We start from the raw sequence: 15,753 nt of genomic DNA on the forward strand, positions 1-15,753 counted from the left end.
TCCGGGGCAACTCCTATCACGCCACCACCGCCCCTCCGTCGACCGGGAGGATCGCCCCGGTGATGAACGAGGCGGCGGGGGACGCGAGGTAGGCGATGGCCCGGGCGACCTCCTCGGGCCGGCCGATGCGGTCCAGCGGAGTGTGCGCCCTCTGCCATGCGCGCACCGCGGCCAGCCGCTCCGGTGTCAGGCCCTGGTGCACGCCGATCGGGGTCTCGACCGCTCCGGGGGCGACGGCCACCACCCGGATGCCCCGGGGCGCCAGCTCCACGGCCCAGCCCCGGGTCAGCGTCTCCAGCGCCGTCTTGGTGGCCGCGTAGAAGGCGTTCCCGGCCCAGCCCCGCTGCCCCACCGAGGTGCTGACGTTGACGATCACCCCGCCGGACGCCTCCAGGGACGGCAGGGCGGCCCGGGCGAGCAGGACGGGCGCGACCAGGTTGGTGGCGAGCTGCGGGGCGATCCCCTCCGGGTCGAGGGCGTCGAGCGAACCGCCGCGCACGATACCGGCGTTGTTGACCAGCACGTCCAGCCGCCCGTGCAGGTCGAGCGCGGCGGCGACGATCCGCGCGGGCCCGTCCTCGGCGGTGATGTCGGCGACCAGCGGCGTGATCCCTTCCCGGCCGGCGGCGGCCTCGTGCAGGGGTTCGGCCCGCCGCCCGACGGCCAACACCCGGGCCCCCTCGTCGGCGAAGGCACGCGCGGTGGCCCGCCCTATGCCGGTACCGGCGCCGGTGACGACGACGGTCCTGGTGGACCGGGATGCGGGGGTCATGGTTGCGGTGTCCATGGCGGACATCGTTCAACCCTGCCGCCAGTGACAAGGTCAAGGGGAGCGCGGCACCGACGGCTTCCCGGCGGATACGGCCGTAGGGGCGGCCCCCGATGCCCCCGCACCGATCCCCACAGCGGCACCTAGTTCTGGCCAAAACACGGGAAATTACTTGATCGCGCCATCGCGATGAAGTCCTAATGGCGGGCGGGGGGTCCTTTCGTGGTGACGAGGAAAGCATTCGCAGAGCCGAAGAGCAGGTCAGCGGTGCCACGGCCGCCCCGCCGGGCGGGTCGCCGGGCGGGGCCCGCGTCCGGGCGGCGGTTCTTTCTCCGCCGTGGGGCGGACCGGCGAGGACAGGACACCCCCCATCACCCCCATGCGCTCCGTCGCGTCGGCGCGACCGGTGGGCGGAGCGTCCCCCTGCGCACAGTACGGAGTGAGATGTCCGAAGACACGGCCACCCTCAGCGGTGCCGTCACCTATCTGGAACTCCTGGCCATGCGGGCCTCCCGCGGAGCCTTCAGTCAACCGGCGCTCCAGGCGCGGCGGGGAGGCGCTCCCCCGCACGTCGTGGACGATCTGGAGCGGGCCGAGCAACTGGCCCTCGGGGTCGAGCAGCAGCTCGCGGACCTGGAGCGGCGCAAGAACGAGCTCGCCCTGCTCATGGACACGACCCGCGCCCTGGCCGAGCAGGACGACCTCGACTCGCTGCTCACCACCCTCGTACGCCGTACCCGGCTGCTGCTCCACGTGGACATGGCCTGGGTGCTGCTCCTCGACGGCGAGGAGGGGTCCTGCATCCGCGCGGCCGACGGGGCGATCTCCGTGCTCGGCGGGGTCGCCCGCGTCCCCGTCTGGCAGGGCATGAACGCCGTCAACGCGGTCGGGCAGTCGCCCGTGTGGACCGCCGACTGCCACCGGGACGACACGATCCCGCGCTCCGAACACATCGAGGCGGTCGTCCTGGAAGAGGGGCTGACGGCGCTGCTCGCGGTGCCGCTGCGCAGCGAGGGCAAGGTGGTCGGCGTGCTCTTCGGCGGCGACCGGGTGGCCCGTTCGTACACCGCGGACGAGGTGGCGACGCTGTCGACGGTCGCCACCTACGCCGTCGCCGCCGTGAACTCCGTGCAGGCCCTGGAGCGCGCCCGCGGCCGGGCCGCCGACCTCACCGCCGAGGTCGACCGGCTGCGCGCCCGGGAGAAGGCGCGGCGGCAGACCGCGCAGAGCGGCGGACGGCTCGTCGAACTCGCCCTCGGCGGAGTCGACGTGAAGGCGTTCACGGTCACGGCGGGCCAGGTCCTCGACGGCTCGGTCTGGCTGCGCGACGAGAACGACGACACCATGGCGCGCGACCAGGGCCGGTGGGACGACGAGCAGGAGCTGGCCGCCGCCGCCTTCACCGCCCGCGCCGAGCAGCGCGTCGTCCACCTGGACGAGAGCACCGTGGTCGCGCCCCTGCGGGCCGGCGAGGAGGATCGGGGCGCGCTGGTCCTGCGCTGCCGGGCGGGCCGTACGCCCGACACGGACCTGGTGGGGTACGCGGTCCGGGCGGCGGCGATCCTGGTCACGCTCAACCGCGGCGCCGAGTCCGCGGACCGCAAGTTCCGCGACGAGGCGCTGGACCGGCTGCTCGACGGCGTTCCCTTCAGCCGCCGCTGCCAGCGCCGGCTCAAGGGGCTCGGGCTCGATCTGAGCCGTCGGCACGCCGTGATCGTCACCCGGTTCCCGGCCGGCGAGGGGCATGCCCTGTCGACCTGGACCTCGACCTTCGTCTGGCTCCGCGGGGGCGCCAGAACGGTCCACAACGGCCACCTGGTCCTCCTGCTGCCGCACGCGGACGCGCGCGAGGCCGCCCGCGACGTGAAGCAGCGGCTGGCCAGGACCCTGGGGCGGCCGGTGGCGGTCGGCGCGGCCTCGGCCTGCGGCGGTCCCGAGGAGCTGCTCGCCGCGTACCAGGAGGCGGCCGCCTGCCTGGACGTCGTGACGATCCTCGGCAAGGAGGACGCGGACACCCCGGCGATGGCCGACGAACTCGGCTTCGTCGGCATGCTGCTGGGCGGCAGCCGTGACATCGGCGCGTTCATCGAGCAGACGCTCGGCCCGATCCTCACCTACGACGAGCGGCGCTCGACCAGTCTCGCGGCGACCCTGGAGGCGTACTTCGCGGCGGGCGCCAGTCCGACGTACGCGGCCGAGGCGCTGCGGGTGCACACCAACACGGTGGCCCGGCGGCTGGAGCGCGTCTCGCAGCTCCTGGGTCCCGAGTGGCAGCAGCCGGGCCCGGCCCTGGAGATCCAGCTGGCCCTGCGCCTGTCCAAGGTCAGCGCGTCCTTGCGGGGGCGCGCCGAGGCGGGGCAGGGGGTGCGCTGACCGACCGCGCCGACCACGCCGTCCGCGTGAGGCCCGTGCGCCCGTCCCGGTCCGTGTGCCGGGGCGGGCCCGGGTTCAGGCGGGGGCGTGCGCCACCAGGAAGTCGTCGACGACGCGCTCGACGTACTCGGCGGTGATCTGGCGTCCGGCGAGCAGCCGGCGGTACATCAGCGGGCCCGCCAGCTGGTCGACGGCGAGGTCGGGGTCGAGGTCCGCGGCCAGTTCGCCGCGCGCCTTCGCCGCGTCGAGGACGGTACGGAAGACGCGCGAGCCCTCGCGGTAGAGCGCCTCCTTCAGCTGGGCGAAGACCGGGTCGACCCCGGCCCGTTCGATGACGGCGCGCAGCCCGCGGTCGCTCACCGGGTCGTGCAGCAGGCGCCGCAGCCCGTCGAGTTCACGGACCAGGTCCTCGCGCAGGACGCCGGTCGGCGGGGTGTGCGCGGTGGAGATCCGCTCGGCGATGACGTCCCGGACCAGGCCCGAGGCGTCGGGCCAGTGGCGGTAGAGGGTCGTGCGGCCCACGCCGCTGCGGGCGGCGACGGCGACATGGGTGACCGCCGACCAGCCCTGCTCGATGAGCAGGTCGCGGGCGGCGGCCAGCGCGGCGGCGCGGCTGCGCTCGGCCCGCGGGTCGGGCCCGCGGCCCGGCGCGCCGGAGGTGCGGCTCGGCTCGGTGGGGGCGGACATCCGGCTCCGTCCTGTCGTCGTGGTGGGACGAGTGTAGGGCGCGCGGTCGGGTATCGCGGTGGCGTACGCGCAGGTCACGTGCGCCGGTGCGGCAGCACGGCCCGGCGCGGGAGCCGTCCCGGGGCCCGCTGCCGACAGTCTGCACCGATCCGGCCTGTGGAACAACTTGCCCCACATCTCGCTCTGGGGCATGCTGTTCCACAGGTACGGGACACCGTGCACCGTCGAGTGCCGGCCCGGCGTCGTCCCCCACCGCCGCGCAGACCGCAGCGCCATCCGACCCCGCATGCGAGAGGACTCCCGCCATGACCGCCACCGAGGGCCGCACTCAGCCCGATCTGACGCTGATGTACGCGACCCACGACGCCTTCCGGCGCGACCTGGCCCTGCTGGCCGCCACCGCACGGGACAACGGCACCGCGCCCGGCTCCGCGTTCCGTACCGGATGGGAGACCTTCCAGACGTTCCTGACGATCCACCACACCGCCGAGGACAAGGTGCTGTGGCCCCTGATGCGCGCCAAACTCGCCGACAGCCCGGCCCAGTTGCGGATGCTCGACGAGATGGACGCCGAGCACGAGGCACTCGACCCGCTCCTCGAAGCCGTCGAGGACGTGCTGGCCCAGGGGCGCCAGGAGCGGCTGCCCGCTCTGATCGCCGAGGTGGGCGGCAAGCTGGTCCACCACCTCGACCACGAGGAGCGGGCGGCCCTGCCCCTCGTCCTGGAGGTGCTCAGCGCCCAGGAATACGACACCTTCGGCGCCGAGCAGCGGCGGATGCTGGGGGTCAAGGGCGGCGCCCTGTACTTCCCCTGGGTGCTCGACGGCGCCTCCGAGGAGACGCGGCGCACCGCGCTCGCGGTGGTGCCGCCGCCCGTACGCCTCCTCTTCAAGGCCGTCTGGCGACCGCGCTACGAGAAGCGCACCCGGGCCTTCTCACGGGCCGCGGCCTGACCTCCGGCCCGGCCGCTCGCGGCGAGCACGACGGTGCCCGGCGTCCCCCAGGTGGACGCCGGGCACCGTGCCGTGACGAGCGGGGCCGGTTGAGGCCGGCCCGGGATCAGACGAAGTCGGCCTTGTGGGCCTCGGCCCAGTCCCGGAAGCCGCGGGCACGCCGGCCCAGTACGTTCCGCACGTCCGGGAACAGCCGCCCGCGGAAGTCGTCGCCCGACTCCAGCGCCTTGCGCAGCGCCGCCACCACACCGTCGGCGGTCGCCTCCCCGTACAGCCCCGCCATGACCGCGCGGTGCTCCTCGATCGATATCTGCTCGAAGCGCAGCTTCCTGCCGATCACCGAGCCGAGCACCGCGACCTGCTGACGTGCCGTCAGGGCTTCGGGGCCGGTGAGGGCGTAGACGCGTCCTTCGTGGCCCCGCTCGGTCAGCGCGCGCACCGCCACGTCGGCGATGTCCTCGGGGTCGACCAGCGCCTCGGGCAGATCGGCGACGGGGCTGCGCACCACGCCGTCCCCGCGCGCCGCCTCCGCCCAGCCGAGGGCGTGCGTCATGAAGCCGTTGGGCCGCAGGATCGTCCAGGCCAGGCCGGACTCCATGAGCGCCTTCTCGGCCTGGCGGTGCCACAGGCCGAGCGGGGTGTCGTTCTCCTCCTCCACCTCCGCGACCCCGAGCGTGGACAGCTGCACGATGCGCTCCACCCCCGTCTTGCGCGCGACGGCCACCAGGTTGGCGTCATGGGTGCGCTTGTTGTGGCCGAGCGACATGAGGAAGACCTCGCGTACGCCGTCGAGCGCGTCCGGCAGGGTGTCGGGCAGGCCCATGTCGGCGCCCACCACCTCGACACCGGCGGGCAGCCGGGCGCGGGAGGGGTCGCGGGTCAGGGCCCGTACACAATGGCCCGCCGCGTGCAGGCGCGACAGCACCTTGCCGCCGACGTTGCCGGTCGCCCCGGTCACCAGGATGGTCATGGTCGCAGTCTCCGTTTCAGCAGGTGGGACAGGGTGTGGATCAGTCGGTGGGACGGTCCAGGACCGTGCGCAGGGCCGCTTCGAGGCCGTCCGTGGCGGAGTCGTCCGCCGCGCGCCAGGCGATGAAGCGGTCGGGGCGCACCAGGGCCGCGCCGGAGGGCGTCACGCCGTAGCTCTTCTCCCAGCCGCTCACGCGGTGGACGGCGAGGTCGATGCCGAGCCGTCCTGCCGCGCTCTTCGCCGCGGCCTCCCATCCCGTGGCGTCGGCCCCGGCGAGCAGGACGAAGGAGCGGCCGAACAGGGCGGTGGTGGAGCCGCCCCCGTCGAGCGGTACGTACGGCGCGCGGGAGCCGGGGCGGCCGGTGGGGGCCGTGGGGTCCTCCAGGAGTTCGCCCGCGTCGCCGGGTTCCGGGACCACGGCGCCCCGGGCGCAGCGGTAGCCGAAGACCTGGACGACCGGGTCGATGGGCGCGGCGGCCGTGCCGTCGTCGAGGTCGGGGCCCAGGCGCTCGACCGTGTTGGCGAACTGCTGCTCCGCGATCATGTCGGAGACGGGCCTGCGCTCGGCGTCATGGCTGGCCAGCAGCCCGGGACCGGCCTGGCCGCGCACGGTCATGGCCAGCTTCCACGCGAGGTAGAACCCGTCCATGACGGCCGTGTTGCCGCCGAGTCCGCCGGGCGCCGGCACCACCTTCGCCGCGTCGCCCACCAGGTGCACCCGCCCCACCGTGAACCGGTCGGCGACCTCGCTCACGATCTCGGTGCGGCCCGACCCGGCCACCGTCAGCTCCAGGCCGGGCATGCCCAGACCGGTGCGTACGAGGGCGGCGCACTGCTCCTCGGTGTAGTCGCGGAAGTCGGGCTGGTCCCTGGTCATGCCGTGGATGTAGCCGTAGCGGCCGGGGATGTCCGTGGTGTAGAAGACGCCCGGAACCGGGTGCAGCAGGTGGAACAGGGCGAACCTGCGGCCCTCGGTCACCCCGCCCGCGAGCCCCGCCAGCGGGCCGCTCATGTCCGCGTCGAAGAAGACCCGGAAGACCTCGCCCAGCCGGCCCCGCCCGTGGACGCCGATGCCGAGAGCCCGGCGGGCCGGGCTCTTGCGGCCATCCGCCGCGACCATCTGCTGGGCGCGTACGGTGCGTTCGGCGCCGGTGGCCACGTCGCGCAGGAGGGCGGTGACCCCGTCGGCGTCCTGCGTGAAGGAGACCAGCTCGGTGCCGAAGGCGAGGTCGGCGCCGAGCTCGCGGGCCCGTTCGGCGAGGATGACCTCGGTGACCTCCTGGCTGGCCATCGCCCAGTCCTCGGGCGAGACATGGCCCATGCTCATCTCGCCCTGCGTCATGATGCCGCGCAGCACCGGGCCGGAGAGGGTCTCGGCGAGCGCCATGTAGAAGTCGCCGGTGCCGCCCGGTGAGGCGGCGGTGATCCGGTCGGCCACCCCGCCGATGCGCAGTGCCTCCATGGTGTGGGGGTACTGCCCGCGTGCCTTCATCACGACGGAGGTGCCGGGGTGTTTCTCGACCAGCAGCGGCCGGACGCCGTGCAGGCCGAGGAAGAGCGCGGTGGACAGGCCGGACAGGCCTCCGCCGGCGATGAGGACGGGCACGGATGCCTCGGACACGGGCACTCCCGGGTTCGGTGGACAGGACGGTGCCTTCAGCATCGGCAGCCGGGGCGGTGACCGGATCGGGGCGCGATGCCGACCGGCTGGGGGCCCGGTCGTGGCGGCGCGGCGCCGTCGTGCCACCAACGAGCCACCAACCAGGCATCAGCGGCGCGGCGGAGGGTGGAGAGCGCCCCCGGGGCCACCACCGGTGGCCGGGTGCCACCGTTCGTCCTAACGAGGAGTCTTCGTGGTCGTCTTCGTCAACAAGCTGACGCTCATCGGCAAGCCCGAGGAGCTGGAGCGGATCTACGCGCACGTCGCCGAGTTCATGGAGGAGCAGCCCGGTCTGATCCGCTACCAGCTGATCCGCTCCCAGAAGGACCCGGGCGTCTACTTCAACGTGGCGGAGTGGGACAGCAAGGAGTCCTTCGACACGGCGCTGGCCGAGCCGGAGTTCCGGGCCCGTCTCAAGGCGCTCGGCACCGTCATCAAGGGCGAGCCGCACCTGAGCGACGTCGTGGTCGAGGGCGTGGCCCGCCGGGCCGGAGCCGCCCGGTGACCCCCGACGTCGCGGCCGTGATGGCGACCGCCGGCACCCAGGTGCCCGCCGTCTCGGCGGACACGTACGCCCAGATCCTCCAGTTCTACGCCCGCCATATGCAGGTGCTCGACGCGGGCGGGGCGGAGGAGTGGGCCGAGGGCTTCACCGAGGACGGGGTGTTCGCGCAGAACGTGAAGCCCGAGCCGTGGAAGGGCCGTACCCACATCGCCACCTCCATGCGGCGCGGCATCGACCGGCTCGCCGGGCGCGGCGTGCAGCGCCGCCACTGGTTCTCCATGGTGGTCGCCGCCCCCGAGAGCACGGAGGCGGGGGACGAGGAGGCGGTCCGTACCCGGTACTACGCGGTGGTCTTCGAGACCCCGCACGGCGGCAAGGCCTCGGTGTATCTGAGCACCACCGGCGAGGACCTGCTGGTCCGGCGCTCCGGCCGGTGGCTGATCAAGCACCGCGACATCGCCCACGACGGGGCCTGAACCGGTGGCGCCCCGGGCCGCGGAGACCGCGGACGGCCGTCTCTACGACGAGATCCAGCGGTTCTACGCCCGCCAGGTGCGCCTCCTCGGCGAGGGCGACGTGGAGCGCTGGGCGCTCACCTTCACCGAGGACGCCGTCTTCGCGCAGGAGGCCCCGGCGGACAAGGTCTTCGCCGGGAACGCGCCGCCGGTACGCACCGGGCGCGCCGCTATCGCGGCCGCGGCCCGCGGGGCCGTGGGCGAGCGCCGGGCGGACGGGCGGGTGCGGCGGTATCTGATCGGGATGCTGACCGTGCGCCCCGCCCCGGACGGCGCCGTGCACACCCGTTACGACGCGGTGCTCCTCCAGACGCCGCGCGGCGGGCGCTGCGAACTCCATCTGAGCACCACCGGGCGGGACGAGCTGGTCCGTCACGACGACGGCTGGCTCGTCCGGCACCGGGTCAACTCCCATGACAGCGTCGCCGGTTCGCACACCGGCTCCGAGCAGGAGGAACACCATGGCCGATCTGACACGTGAACGGGTGGAGGCCGCCTACGCGGCCCTCATGACCGGCGACCGCAGCAAGATCACCGAATACTGGTCCGAGGACCTGCGCTTCCAGATGCCGGGCAACCACCAGTTCGCCGGCTGGTTCAACGGCCTGGACGACTACCTCCAGAAGATGGGCAAGCTGGGCGAGGCGTGCGGCGGCCGCATCCAGGCGGAGACGCTGAGCATCCTGATCAACGAGGCGGAGGGCGTCTCCGTCGACATCTACCGCCTCGACGGCTACCGCGCCCACGCCGAGGAGGGCACCGTCTCCCCGTACGAGCGGCTCCAGGTCGAGGGCGTGCACATGCTGCGCTGGGAGAACGGCCGGATCGTCGAGGGCCGCAGCGCCCTGTTCGCCGACGGTGTCACGCGCGGCAACCTGTGGTGGTCGCCGGTGGGCACCGACGGAGAGCGCACCGAGCTGTGACCGGGCCGGCCACGGGCGCGGACACGGGCCTCGCCGGGCGGCGCGTCGTCGTCACCGGGGCCGGCACCGGTATCGGGCGGGCGGTGGCGCACGCCTTCGCCGACGAGGGCGCCCGGGTGCTGGTGGTGGGGCGCGGGGCCGCCCGGCTCGCGGAGACCGCCGCCGGGCGGCCGGGGATCCACCCCTTCGCCGCCGACATCTCGGCACCGGAGGGACCGCGCCTGGTCGTCGAGGCGGCCGTGCGTGAACTGGGCGGGCTCGACGTGCTGGTGAACAACGCCGTCACCATGCGCTCGGCCCCGCTCGGCGCCATCGAGGCGGACGACACCCACCGCCAGTTCGCCACCAACCTCCTCGCGCCGCTCTTCCTCACCCAGGAGGCACTCCCCCACCTGGAAGCGGCCAAGGGCACCGTCCTCAACGTCACCACCGCCGGCAACCAGCGCGGCTGGCCCGGCCATTCCGTCTACGGCGCCACGAAGGCGGCGCTGGACTTCCTCACCCGCACCTGGGCGCTCGAACTCGCGCCGCGCGGCATCCGGGTCGCCGCCGTGGCTCCCGGCCCCGTGGAGACCCCCATCGGCGAGCACGCCGGACTCGACGCCGCCGGCATCGAGCGGATGCGCGAGCGCCAGCGCGCCCGGGTGCCGCTCGGCCGGGTGGGACGGCCCGAGGAGATCGCCTGGTGGCTGGTCCACCTCGCCCGCCCCGAGGCGTCCTTCGCCACCGGTCTGGTGCTGCCGGTGGACGGCGGCGCCGGAGTCGTGTTCTGACCACACACCCCAACGTCACGGAGTAGCAATGGAATTCGGCATCAACTTCTTCCCCACCGTCGGCCCCGAAGAGAAGCCCGCCGACGTGTACTTCGACGAGGCCCTGCGGCTCGTGGAACTGGCCGAGGAGCTCGGCTACGACCACATCAAGACCGTCGAGCACTACTTCTTCAAGTACGGCGGCTACAGCCCGGACCCGGTCACCTTCCTGGCCGCCGCGGCGGCCCGCACCAGCCGCATCAAACTGGTGACCGGCGCCGTGATCCCGGCCTTCACGCACCCGCTGAAGCTGGCCGGCAAGCTCGCCATGCTGGACAACATCTCGCGCGGCCGCCTCCAGGTCGGTTTCGGCCGGGCCTTCCTGCCCGACGAGTTCGACGCCTTCGAGCTGGCCATGGACGAAAGCCGGCCGCGCTTCCTGGACGGTCTGCGGGCCTGCCAGAAGCTGTGGGCGGAGGAGAACGTGGTCTGGGACAGCGAGTTCTACAAGTTCGGCCCGGTCACCCTGCTCCCCCGGCCCTACCAGCGCCCGCACCCGAGGATCCTGGTGGCCGCGGCCATCACCCCCTCCTCCTGCGAGCAGGCGGGGCACGACGGCCACGGGCTGCTGCTGGTGCCGTCCATCTCCAAGCGCGAGAAGGTGCAGGAGATGCTCACCCTCTACCGCAAGGCGTACGCGGAGGCGGGCCACGCGCCGGGCGGCGACGAGGTGCACCTGAGCTACGGCTGCTACCTCGCCGAGGACTCCGCCGAGGCCCGCGCCAAGGGCCGGGAGTACTCCCAGCGCACCAACGCGGTGATGGTCGACGCCGTCGCCGCGTGGGGCACCCGGCGCAGCGAGGGGTACGCCGGGTACGAGGCCATCGTCGACAAGATCAAGAAGTCGGACTTCGACAAGTCGGTGGCCGAGAACAAGACGCTGGTCGGCACCCCGGACGAGGTCACCGAGCGGCTGCGCACCATCCGCGAGTGGTACGGCGACGTCACCATCAGCCTCCAGATGATCTCCGGCAACCCGCCCTACGAGGAGACGGCCCGCACCGCCCGCCTCTTCGCCGAGCACGTCATCCCGAACTTCCGCTAGACGCAAGGCACTTCGCGCCGCGGGAGGTACGAGGAAGGGGCTCCCCCGAACACATCGGGGGAGCCCCTCTCGTATGTCCGCGCGCGGACGGGTGAGTGCGTCAGGCGCCCGACACCGAGGCCACCAGGAGCGAGGCCACGCGGGCGGCGACCGCCGCGATGGTCAGCGCCGGCGGCACCGCGCCGGAGGAGCCGTGCAGCAGCGAGCTGTCGACGACGTACAGGTTGCGCGCGCCGCGCACGCTGCCGTCGGCGGCGGTGGCCAGGCCCAGGGGGACCCCGCCCACCACGTTGCCGCCCGTGGTGCCGATGCGGTTGAAGGCGGTCCTGCTGCCGGGGGTGGCCGCGTTGAGCCGGTCCAGGGTGTGCTGGACCGCGTGGGTGGCCCGTACCGCGCGCGGGTCCTCCACGGGCCAGTTCAGGACGACGTCGTCCCGGTCGGCGTCGTGGCGGAAGGAGCCGAGCGGTTCGGTCGGCGACGCGCCGATCGTGGTGATCCACCCCTCGTCGGCGGGGGCGTCCACCCAGGGGAAGTTCAGCAGGGTCACCGGGGCGTGCGGGTTGTCCTGCCAGTCCTTGACGATGACCGAGCACGGGCCGCCCTGCGCCGGGTTGTTGGGTGCCATACCCGTCCGGGCGGTGATCACCTCACTGTTGCCGACCCGGGTGCCCACCGAGGCGTCCAGGTCCGGCAGCAGCCCCGCGGCCTTCGCGCGCAGCAGCAGCCGGGTCGTGCCGAGGGTGCCCGCCGCCAGGACCAGGTGGGTGGTGCGCACCTCGTGCCGGGCCACCGGCACACCCCGCTCGTCCAGTTCGTCGTACGCGACCAGGTGGCCCTCGCCGTCCGGGCGGATGCCGGTGACCACGCTCAGCGGACGCACCTCGACATGGCCGCTCGCCTCGGCGCGCGCCAGCACGGTGCGGTCCATGCTGCGCTGGGCACCGCTGTTCACGCCGAAGACGTTGAGCCCGGCGATGTGCGAGGCGGTCCGGCGCCCGGCCATCTCCTCGCGGATGACGTCCCAGTCGACGGCGAGGTCGACGAGGTCGTAGGGGATGCCCGCGCGCTCCAGCTGGTCCATGAAGTCGCGCGAGGAGCGGTAGAAGTCGGAGTCGAGGACGTCCTTGGGGATCGGGGAGCAGCCGATCAGCTCCCGGGCCTGCGGATACCAGACGTCGTGCATCTCCCGCTGGTCGAGGAAGTCCCCGAAGGCCCGGCGGAACAGCTCCGGCGAGGGTTCGACCATGGTGCCGTTGCTGAGCAGCGAGGCGCCGCCGACCCCGGCCGCGGCGATCATCGTCAGGCCCTCGCCCTCCAGGGATTCGAGAATGCCGGGGTAGATGTCGAGGGTCCGGTCGGTGAGCGGGGACTTCGGGCTCAGCCAGGACGCGCGGCCGTCCGGCCGGTGCTGGGTGGCGAAGGTGTCGCCGTCGGCGCGGACCTGCCAGCGGCGGCCGCGCTCCAGCACGATCGTGGCGACCCCGGCCTCGGCGAGCCGCAGGGCCGCGATCGATCCGGCGTAACCGCTGCCGACGACCAGGGCGTCGGTGCGGTGCTGATGGGTTTCCATGGGACGGCCTCTCTCGATGGATCGGAAAACAGGTGCGGAGTGGGTGGGGCGGGGCTCAGCCCAGCGGGCGCAGGGTGCGGGCCAGCAGGTTGGCGGCGTTGCGGGCGAGCGGGACGTCCGCCTCGGCGGCGACCAGGCCGTGCTCGACCAGGAGCCGGCCGACCCGGGCGGCGATCAGGGCGAACCGGAAGCCCGCGAACACCTCGTACCAGTCCAGGTGCGCCGCGACGGGCCGCCCGGCGAGCTCCTCGTAGCGGCGGATGGTCTCCGCGCGCCCGGGCAGCCCGGGCAGCCGGGGCGCGCCGACGCCCTCGCTGAGGTGGCGGTCGAGGTAGAGGTACCAGCCGAGGTCGGCCTCGCCGGGGCCCAGGAAGGTCATCTCCCAGTCCAGTACGGCCACGGGGGTCACCCCGGAGAACATCAGGTTGCCCAGGCGCGCGTCGCCCCACAGCAGGCTGGGCCGCTCCGGCTCGGGCGGCAACCCGTCCCGCAGCAGGGCCAGTGCCTCCCGAACCGGGACGCTGTCCGCGCCACCGAAGTGGTCCATATGGGCTTCGTAGTAGTCGAGTTGGGCGCCGAGCCCGTACGGTCCGTGGGCCGAACCGCGCAGGTCGTCGAGGCCGAGGGCACCCACGTCGAGGCGGTGGACGCGGTGCAGTGCCTCGACCCCGCCCCACCACACCGCCGCGCGGCCGGCCTCGTCGAGCGCGGCCACCGGTCCGCCGTCGCGGTGGTACGAGGGCAGGTCCGGCGGGACCCAGCCCTCGACGCGGTCCATGGCGTAGAAGGGCGCGCCGAGCAGCCCCGGGTCGGGTTCGAAGCCGAGGACGCCGGGCACCGGCACATCTGTGCCGCGCAGCGCGTCCAGGACGCGGTACTCCTCGTCGAGCCGGGAGCCCGGCATCACCCGGTAGCGGGTGGGGGCCACCCGGACGACCAGGCGGCGGTGCCGCTCGGCGCCCGCCGGGCCCCACTTGGTGTCGACCAGCAGCGTCTCGTGGGAGAAGCCGAGGCCCTCGGGCACCTCGACGCGGACCTGGAGGTCCGTCGCCCGCGGCAGCCGTTCGGCGAGCCAGGTCGTCAGATGTTTCCGGGTGAGTTCCGGGTCACGTTGCTGGGGCACGGGCATGGCCGGCTCCTCCATCCATATACGGGTGTTCCCCATCGTCGAGGGGGCCGATGGGGACCGGATGGAGGATCACGGCGCGGCCGGAGGTCGCCCGACGGGCTCATCGGCGGCGCTGCATCCGGCTGAGACCGGTTCCCCAACCGGGGCCGCCAGCATGGCCGTTGACCGCAGTACACCATTGGGGAGGTCGACATGTCCTGGGCACCGCCTGTGGGGGCGTTCGTGGAGCCGCAGCTGTTCCGGCACATACTCGGCCACGTTCCGAGTCCCGTCACCGTGGTCACCGCCGCGACGGCGGCCGGGCCCGCCGGACTCGTGGTGGGGTCGTTCGTGTCGGTGTCGCTGGAGCCGCCGCTCGTGGGGATCTTCATCGACGAGAAGTCCGTCAGCTGGCCGCCGATGAGCGAGGCGGGTTCCTTCACCGTCAACATCCTCGCCCACGACCAGCAGGAGCTGTGCGCCCGCTTCGCCAAGAGCGGCGGCTCCGGTGACACTGCGGGCAAGTTCGCGGGTCTGACGTGGTGGGAGTCGCCGCACGGCAATCCGGTGCTGCCGGGAACCACCGCGTGGCTGGACTGTCTGGTCCGCCAGGTCCAGCGGCTCGGCGACCACTTCTTCGCCGTCGCCGAGGTGGTGGGCCTGGGGGTGGACGCGGCGCGCCCGCCGCTGGTGTTCCACCGGGGCGCCCTGCACACCGTCGCCCCCTCCGGCGAGGGCACGGCCGGGCGCGGCTAGCAACCGTACGCGTACGGTTTCCGCCCCGCCGGCCGGACCGGCGGGGCGCGACCGTATGCGTACGCTCAGGCCAGACAGGCCAGGACGTCACCGCCGCCCAGCCGGGCCATCTCGCCCATCACCGGCGCCGAGCGGATCTGGGTGTCCACCGGCCGGCCGAGCGCCTCGGAGTAGGCGCGGTGCAGGTTGGCCACCAGCCGCTCCGGGTCGCGCAGCTCCGCGTACGCGCCGAGCGGGGTGTCGCGAGCGGCCTCGAACGGGGTGAGTCCCGCGTCGATCCCCTGGGCGGCGACCTTCTGGAGCCAGCGCAGATACGCCTCGGCCTCGTCCAGCGCCTCGGGCCCGGCGACCGGCCCGTGCCCGCCCACGACGGTCCGCGGCCCCAGCGCCCGCAGCCGGGAGATCGCCTCCAGGGAGCCCAGGACCGAGCCCGCCAGCAGGAACGGTGTGCAGCCGGGCATCAGGACGTCGCCCGCGAACAGCACCCGGTGCTCCGGCACCCACACCACCACGTCGTTGCCGGAGTGCGCGGGGCCCACGTACATCAGCTCGACGGCCAGCTCGTCGACGTACACCGTCAGCCGGTCCTCGAAGGTCACCATCGGCAGGGAGCGGGCGAGGTCGCCGAGGTCGCCCCAGGGGGTGGCGGGCCAGACGTGTTTGAGGCCCTCGCCCTTCTCGGCCATCTCGGCGCGGGTGCGGGTGTGGGCGATGACGGTGGCGTGCGGGGCGGCGACGGCGTTGCCGAAGGTGTGGTCGCCGTGGTGATGGGTGTTCAGGACGGTCCGCGGCTCGGCGCCGCCGCGTTCGAGGGCGGCGGCGCGCAGCGCGCGGGCCCTGGCCTCGGTGGCCGCGGTGTCGACGAGGGCCACCGCGTGGGGGCCGGCGAGGATCCCGGCGTTGTTCAGGCACCAGCCCCCGTCGGGCTGGACGTAGGCGTAGATCCGGTCGGCCACCTCCTCCACGCGGGGCGGCGGGACCCGGGAGGGGCGGCTGTCGTGGGGTGTCGTGGATGGCAGGCTCATGCCGTCCACGGTGGCCGCGGCCCCTGGAGGGCGGCAGGTGCGCCGATGCCCGGCGGCTGGAGGAGGGGTGTCGCCGGAGGGG

The 15,753-nt window shown here is 73.7% G+C and carries 16 protein-coding genes; 9 read left to right on the forward strand and 7 right to left on the reverse strand.

The genetic code is table 11. The features are described 5' to 3' along the window. Positions 1-16 precede the first annotated feature (16 nt). Entirely contained in the window at positions 17-787 is a 771-nt protein-coding gene (locus tag ABZ404_RS00165) for an SDR family oxidoreductase (RefSeq protein ID WP_358835402.1), read from the reverse strand. A 426-nt stretch (positions 788-1,213) separates the two neighbouring features. Between ABZ404_RS00165 and ABZ404_RS00170 the strand changes: the two genes are divergently transcribed. Further along, positions 1,214-3,142: a helix-turn-helix domain-containing protein gene (locus ABZ404_RS00170; protein ID WP_358835401.1), complete on the forward strand. Its 1,929-nt coding sequence runs from the start codon at positions 1,214-1,216 to the stop codon at positions 3,140-3,142. Between the two features lie 75 nt (positions 3,143-3,217). Here ABZ404_RS00170 and ABZ404_RS00175 read toward each other — a convergent pair whose 3' ends face one another. Further along, positions 3,218-3,829 (reverse strand): TetR/AcrR family transcriptional regulator, encoded by a 612-nt coding sequence (locus ABZ404_RS00175; protein ID WP_358835400.1) that lies wholly within the window; start codon positions 3,827-3,829, stop codon positions 3,218-3,220. 305 nt (positions 3,830-4,134) lie between these two features. Here ABZ404_RS00175 and ABZ404_RS00180 point away from each other — a divergent pair, with 305 nt between their 5' ends. Beyond that, positions 4,135-4,782, forward strand: coding sequence for a hemerythrin domain-containing protein (locus ABZ404_RS00180; RefSeq protein ID WP_358835399.1), 648 nt, complete (start codon positions 4,135-4,137; stop codon positions 4,780-4,782). 106 nt (positions 4,783-4,888) lie between these two features. Here ABZ404_RS00180 and ABZ404_RS00185 read toward each other — a convergent pair whose 3' ends face one another. Beyond that, complete coding sequence (locus ABZ404_RS00185) at positions 4,889-5,752, reverse strand: NAD(P)H-binding protein (protein ID WP_358835398.1); 864 nt, start codon at positions 5,750-5,752, stop codon at positions 4,889-4,891. 40 nt (positions 5,753-5,792) lie between these two features. Beyond that, positions 5,793-7,373, reverse strand: a complete 1,581-nt coding sequence (locus tag ABZ404_RS00190) for an FAD-dependent monooxygenase (protein WP_358835397.1) — start codon at positions 7,371-7,373, stop codon at positions 5,793-5,795. 232 nt (positions 7,374-7,605) lie between these two features. On the opposite strand from ABZ404_RS00190, the gene ABZ404_RS00195 reads away from it, so the two are divergent. Genes ABZ404_RS00195 through ABZ404_RS00220 form a run of 6 tightly spaced genes read left to right on the forward strand, consistent with a single transcriptional unit; the run spans position 7,606 to position 11,212 of the window. Beyond that, a complete protein-coding gene (locus ABZ404_RS00195) occupies positions 7,606-7,917 on the forward strand; it encodes an antibiotic biosynthesis monooxygenase family protein (protein ID WP_358835396.1) in 312 nt (103 codons plus the stop codon). Then, positions 7,914-8,393 carry a nuclear transport factor 2 family protein gene (locus ABZ404_RS00200; protein ID WP_358835395.1) on the forward strand — a complete coding sequence of 160 codons (480 nt, stop codon included), beginning with the start codon at positions 7,914-7,916 and terminating at the stop codon, positions 8,391-8,393. Before ABZ404_RS00195 ends, ABZ404_RS00200 begins: the two co-directional genes overlap by 4 nt. A 4-nt stretch (positions 8,394-8,397) precedes the next feature. Then, positions 8,398-8,913 (forward strand): nuclear transport factor 2 family protein, encoded by a 516-nt coding sequence (locus tag ABZ404_RS00205; RefSeq protein WP_358835394.1) that lies wholly within the window; start codon positions 8,398-8,400, stop codon positions 8,911-8,913. Further along, on the forward strand, positions 8,894-9,355 hold the full coding sequence (locus ABZ404_RS00210; protein ID WP_358835393.1) for a nuclear transport factor 2 family protein: 462 nt from the start codon (positions 8,894-8,896) through the stop codon (positions 9,353-9,355). Before ABZ404_RS00205 ends, ABZ404_RS00210 begins: the two co-directional genes overlap by 20 nt. Beyond that, the gene (locus ABZ404_RS00215) at positions 9,352-10,128 is read left to right on the forward strand and encodes an SDR family oxidoreductase (RefSeq protein ID WP_358835392.1); all 777 of its coding nucleotides are present in this window, start codon (positions 9,352-9,354) and stop codon (positions 10,126-10,128) included. The genes ABZ404_RS00210 and ABZ404_RS00215 overlap by 4 nt, the downstream gene beginning before the upstream one ends. A gap of 28 nt (positions 10,129-10,156) precedes the next feature. Next, entirely contained in the window at positions 10,157-11,212 is a 1,056-nt protein-coding gene (locus ABZ404_RS00220) for an LLM class flavin-dependent oxidoreductase (RefSeq protein WP_358835391.1), read from the forward strand. 100 nt (positions 11,213-11,312) lie between these two features. On the opposite strand, the gene ABZ404_RS00225 is transcribed toward ABZ404_RS00220, so the two are convergent. Together ABZ404_RS00225 and ABZ404_RS00230 are read right to left on the reverse strand one after the other, a co-directional pair. Next, complete coding sequence (locus ABZ404_RS00225; protein WP_358835390.1) at positions 11,313-12,782, reverse strand: FAD-binding protein; 1,470 nt, start codon at positions 12,780-12,782, stop codon at positions 11,313-11,315. Between the two features lie 55 nt (positions 12,783-12,837). Beyond that, complete coding sequence (locus tag ABZ404_RS00230; protein ID WP_358835389.1) at positions 12,838-13,911, reverse strand: phosphotransferase family protein; 1,074 nt, start codon at positions 13,909-13,911, stop codon at positions 12,838-12,840. 192 nt (positions 13,912-14,103) lie between these two features. Between ABZ404_RS00230 and ABZ404_RS00235 the strand changes: the two genes are divergently transcribed. Continuing rightward, the gene (locus ABZ404_RS00235; RefSeq protein ID WP_358989903.1) at positions 14,104-14,646 is read left to right on the forward strand and encodes a flavin reductase family protein; all 543 of its coding nucleotides are present in this window, start codon (positions 14,104-14,106) and stop codon (positions 14,644-14,646) included. Between the two features lie 65 nt (positions 14,647-14,711). Here ABZ404_RS00235 and ABZ404_RS00240 read toward each other — a convergent pair whose 3' ends face one another. After that, a complete protein-coding gene (locus ABZ404_RS00240; protein WP_358989906.1) occupies positions 14,712-15,671 on the reverse strand; it encodes an MBL fold metallo-hydrolase in 960 nt (319 codons plus the stop codon). Positions 15,672-15,753 lie beyond the last annotated feature (82 nt).

It is taken from the genome of Streptomyces sp. NPDC005878, from assembly GCF_040629815.1.
In the GTDB taxonomy this organism is placed as follows: domain Bacteria; phylum Actinomycetota; class Actinomycetes; order Streptomycetales; family Streptomycetaceae; genus Streptomyces.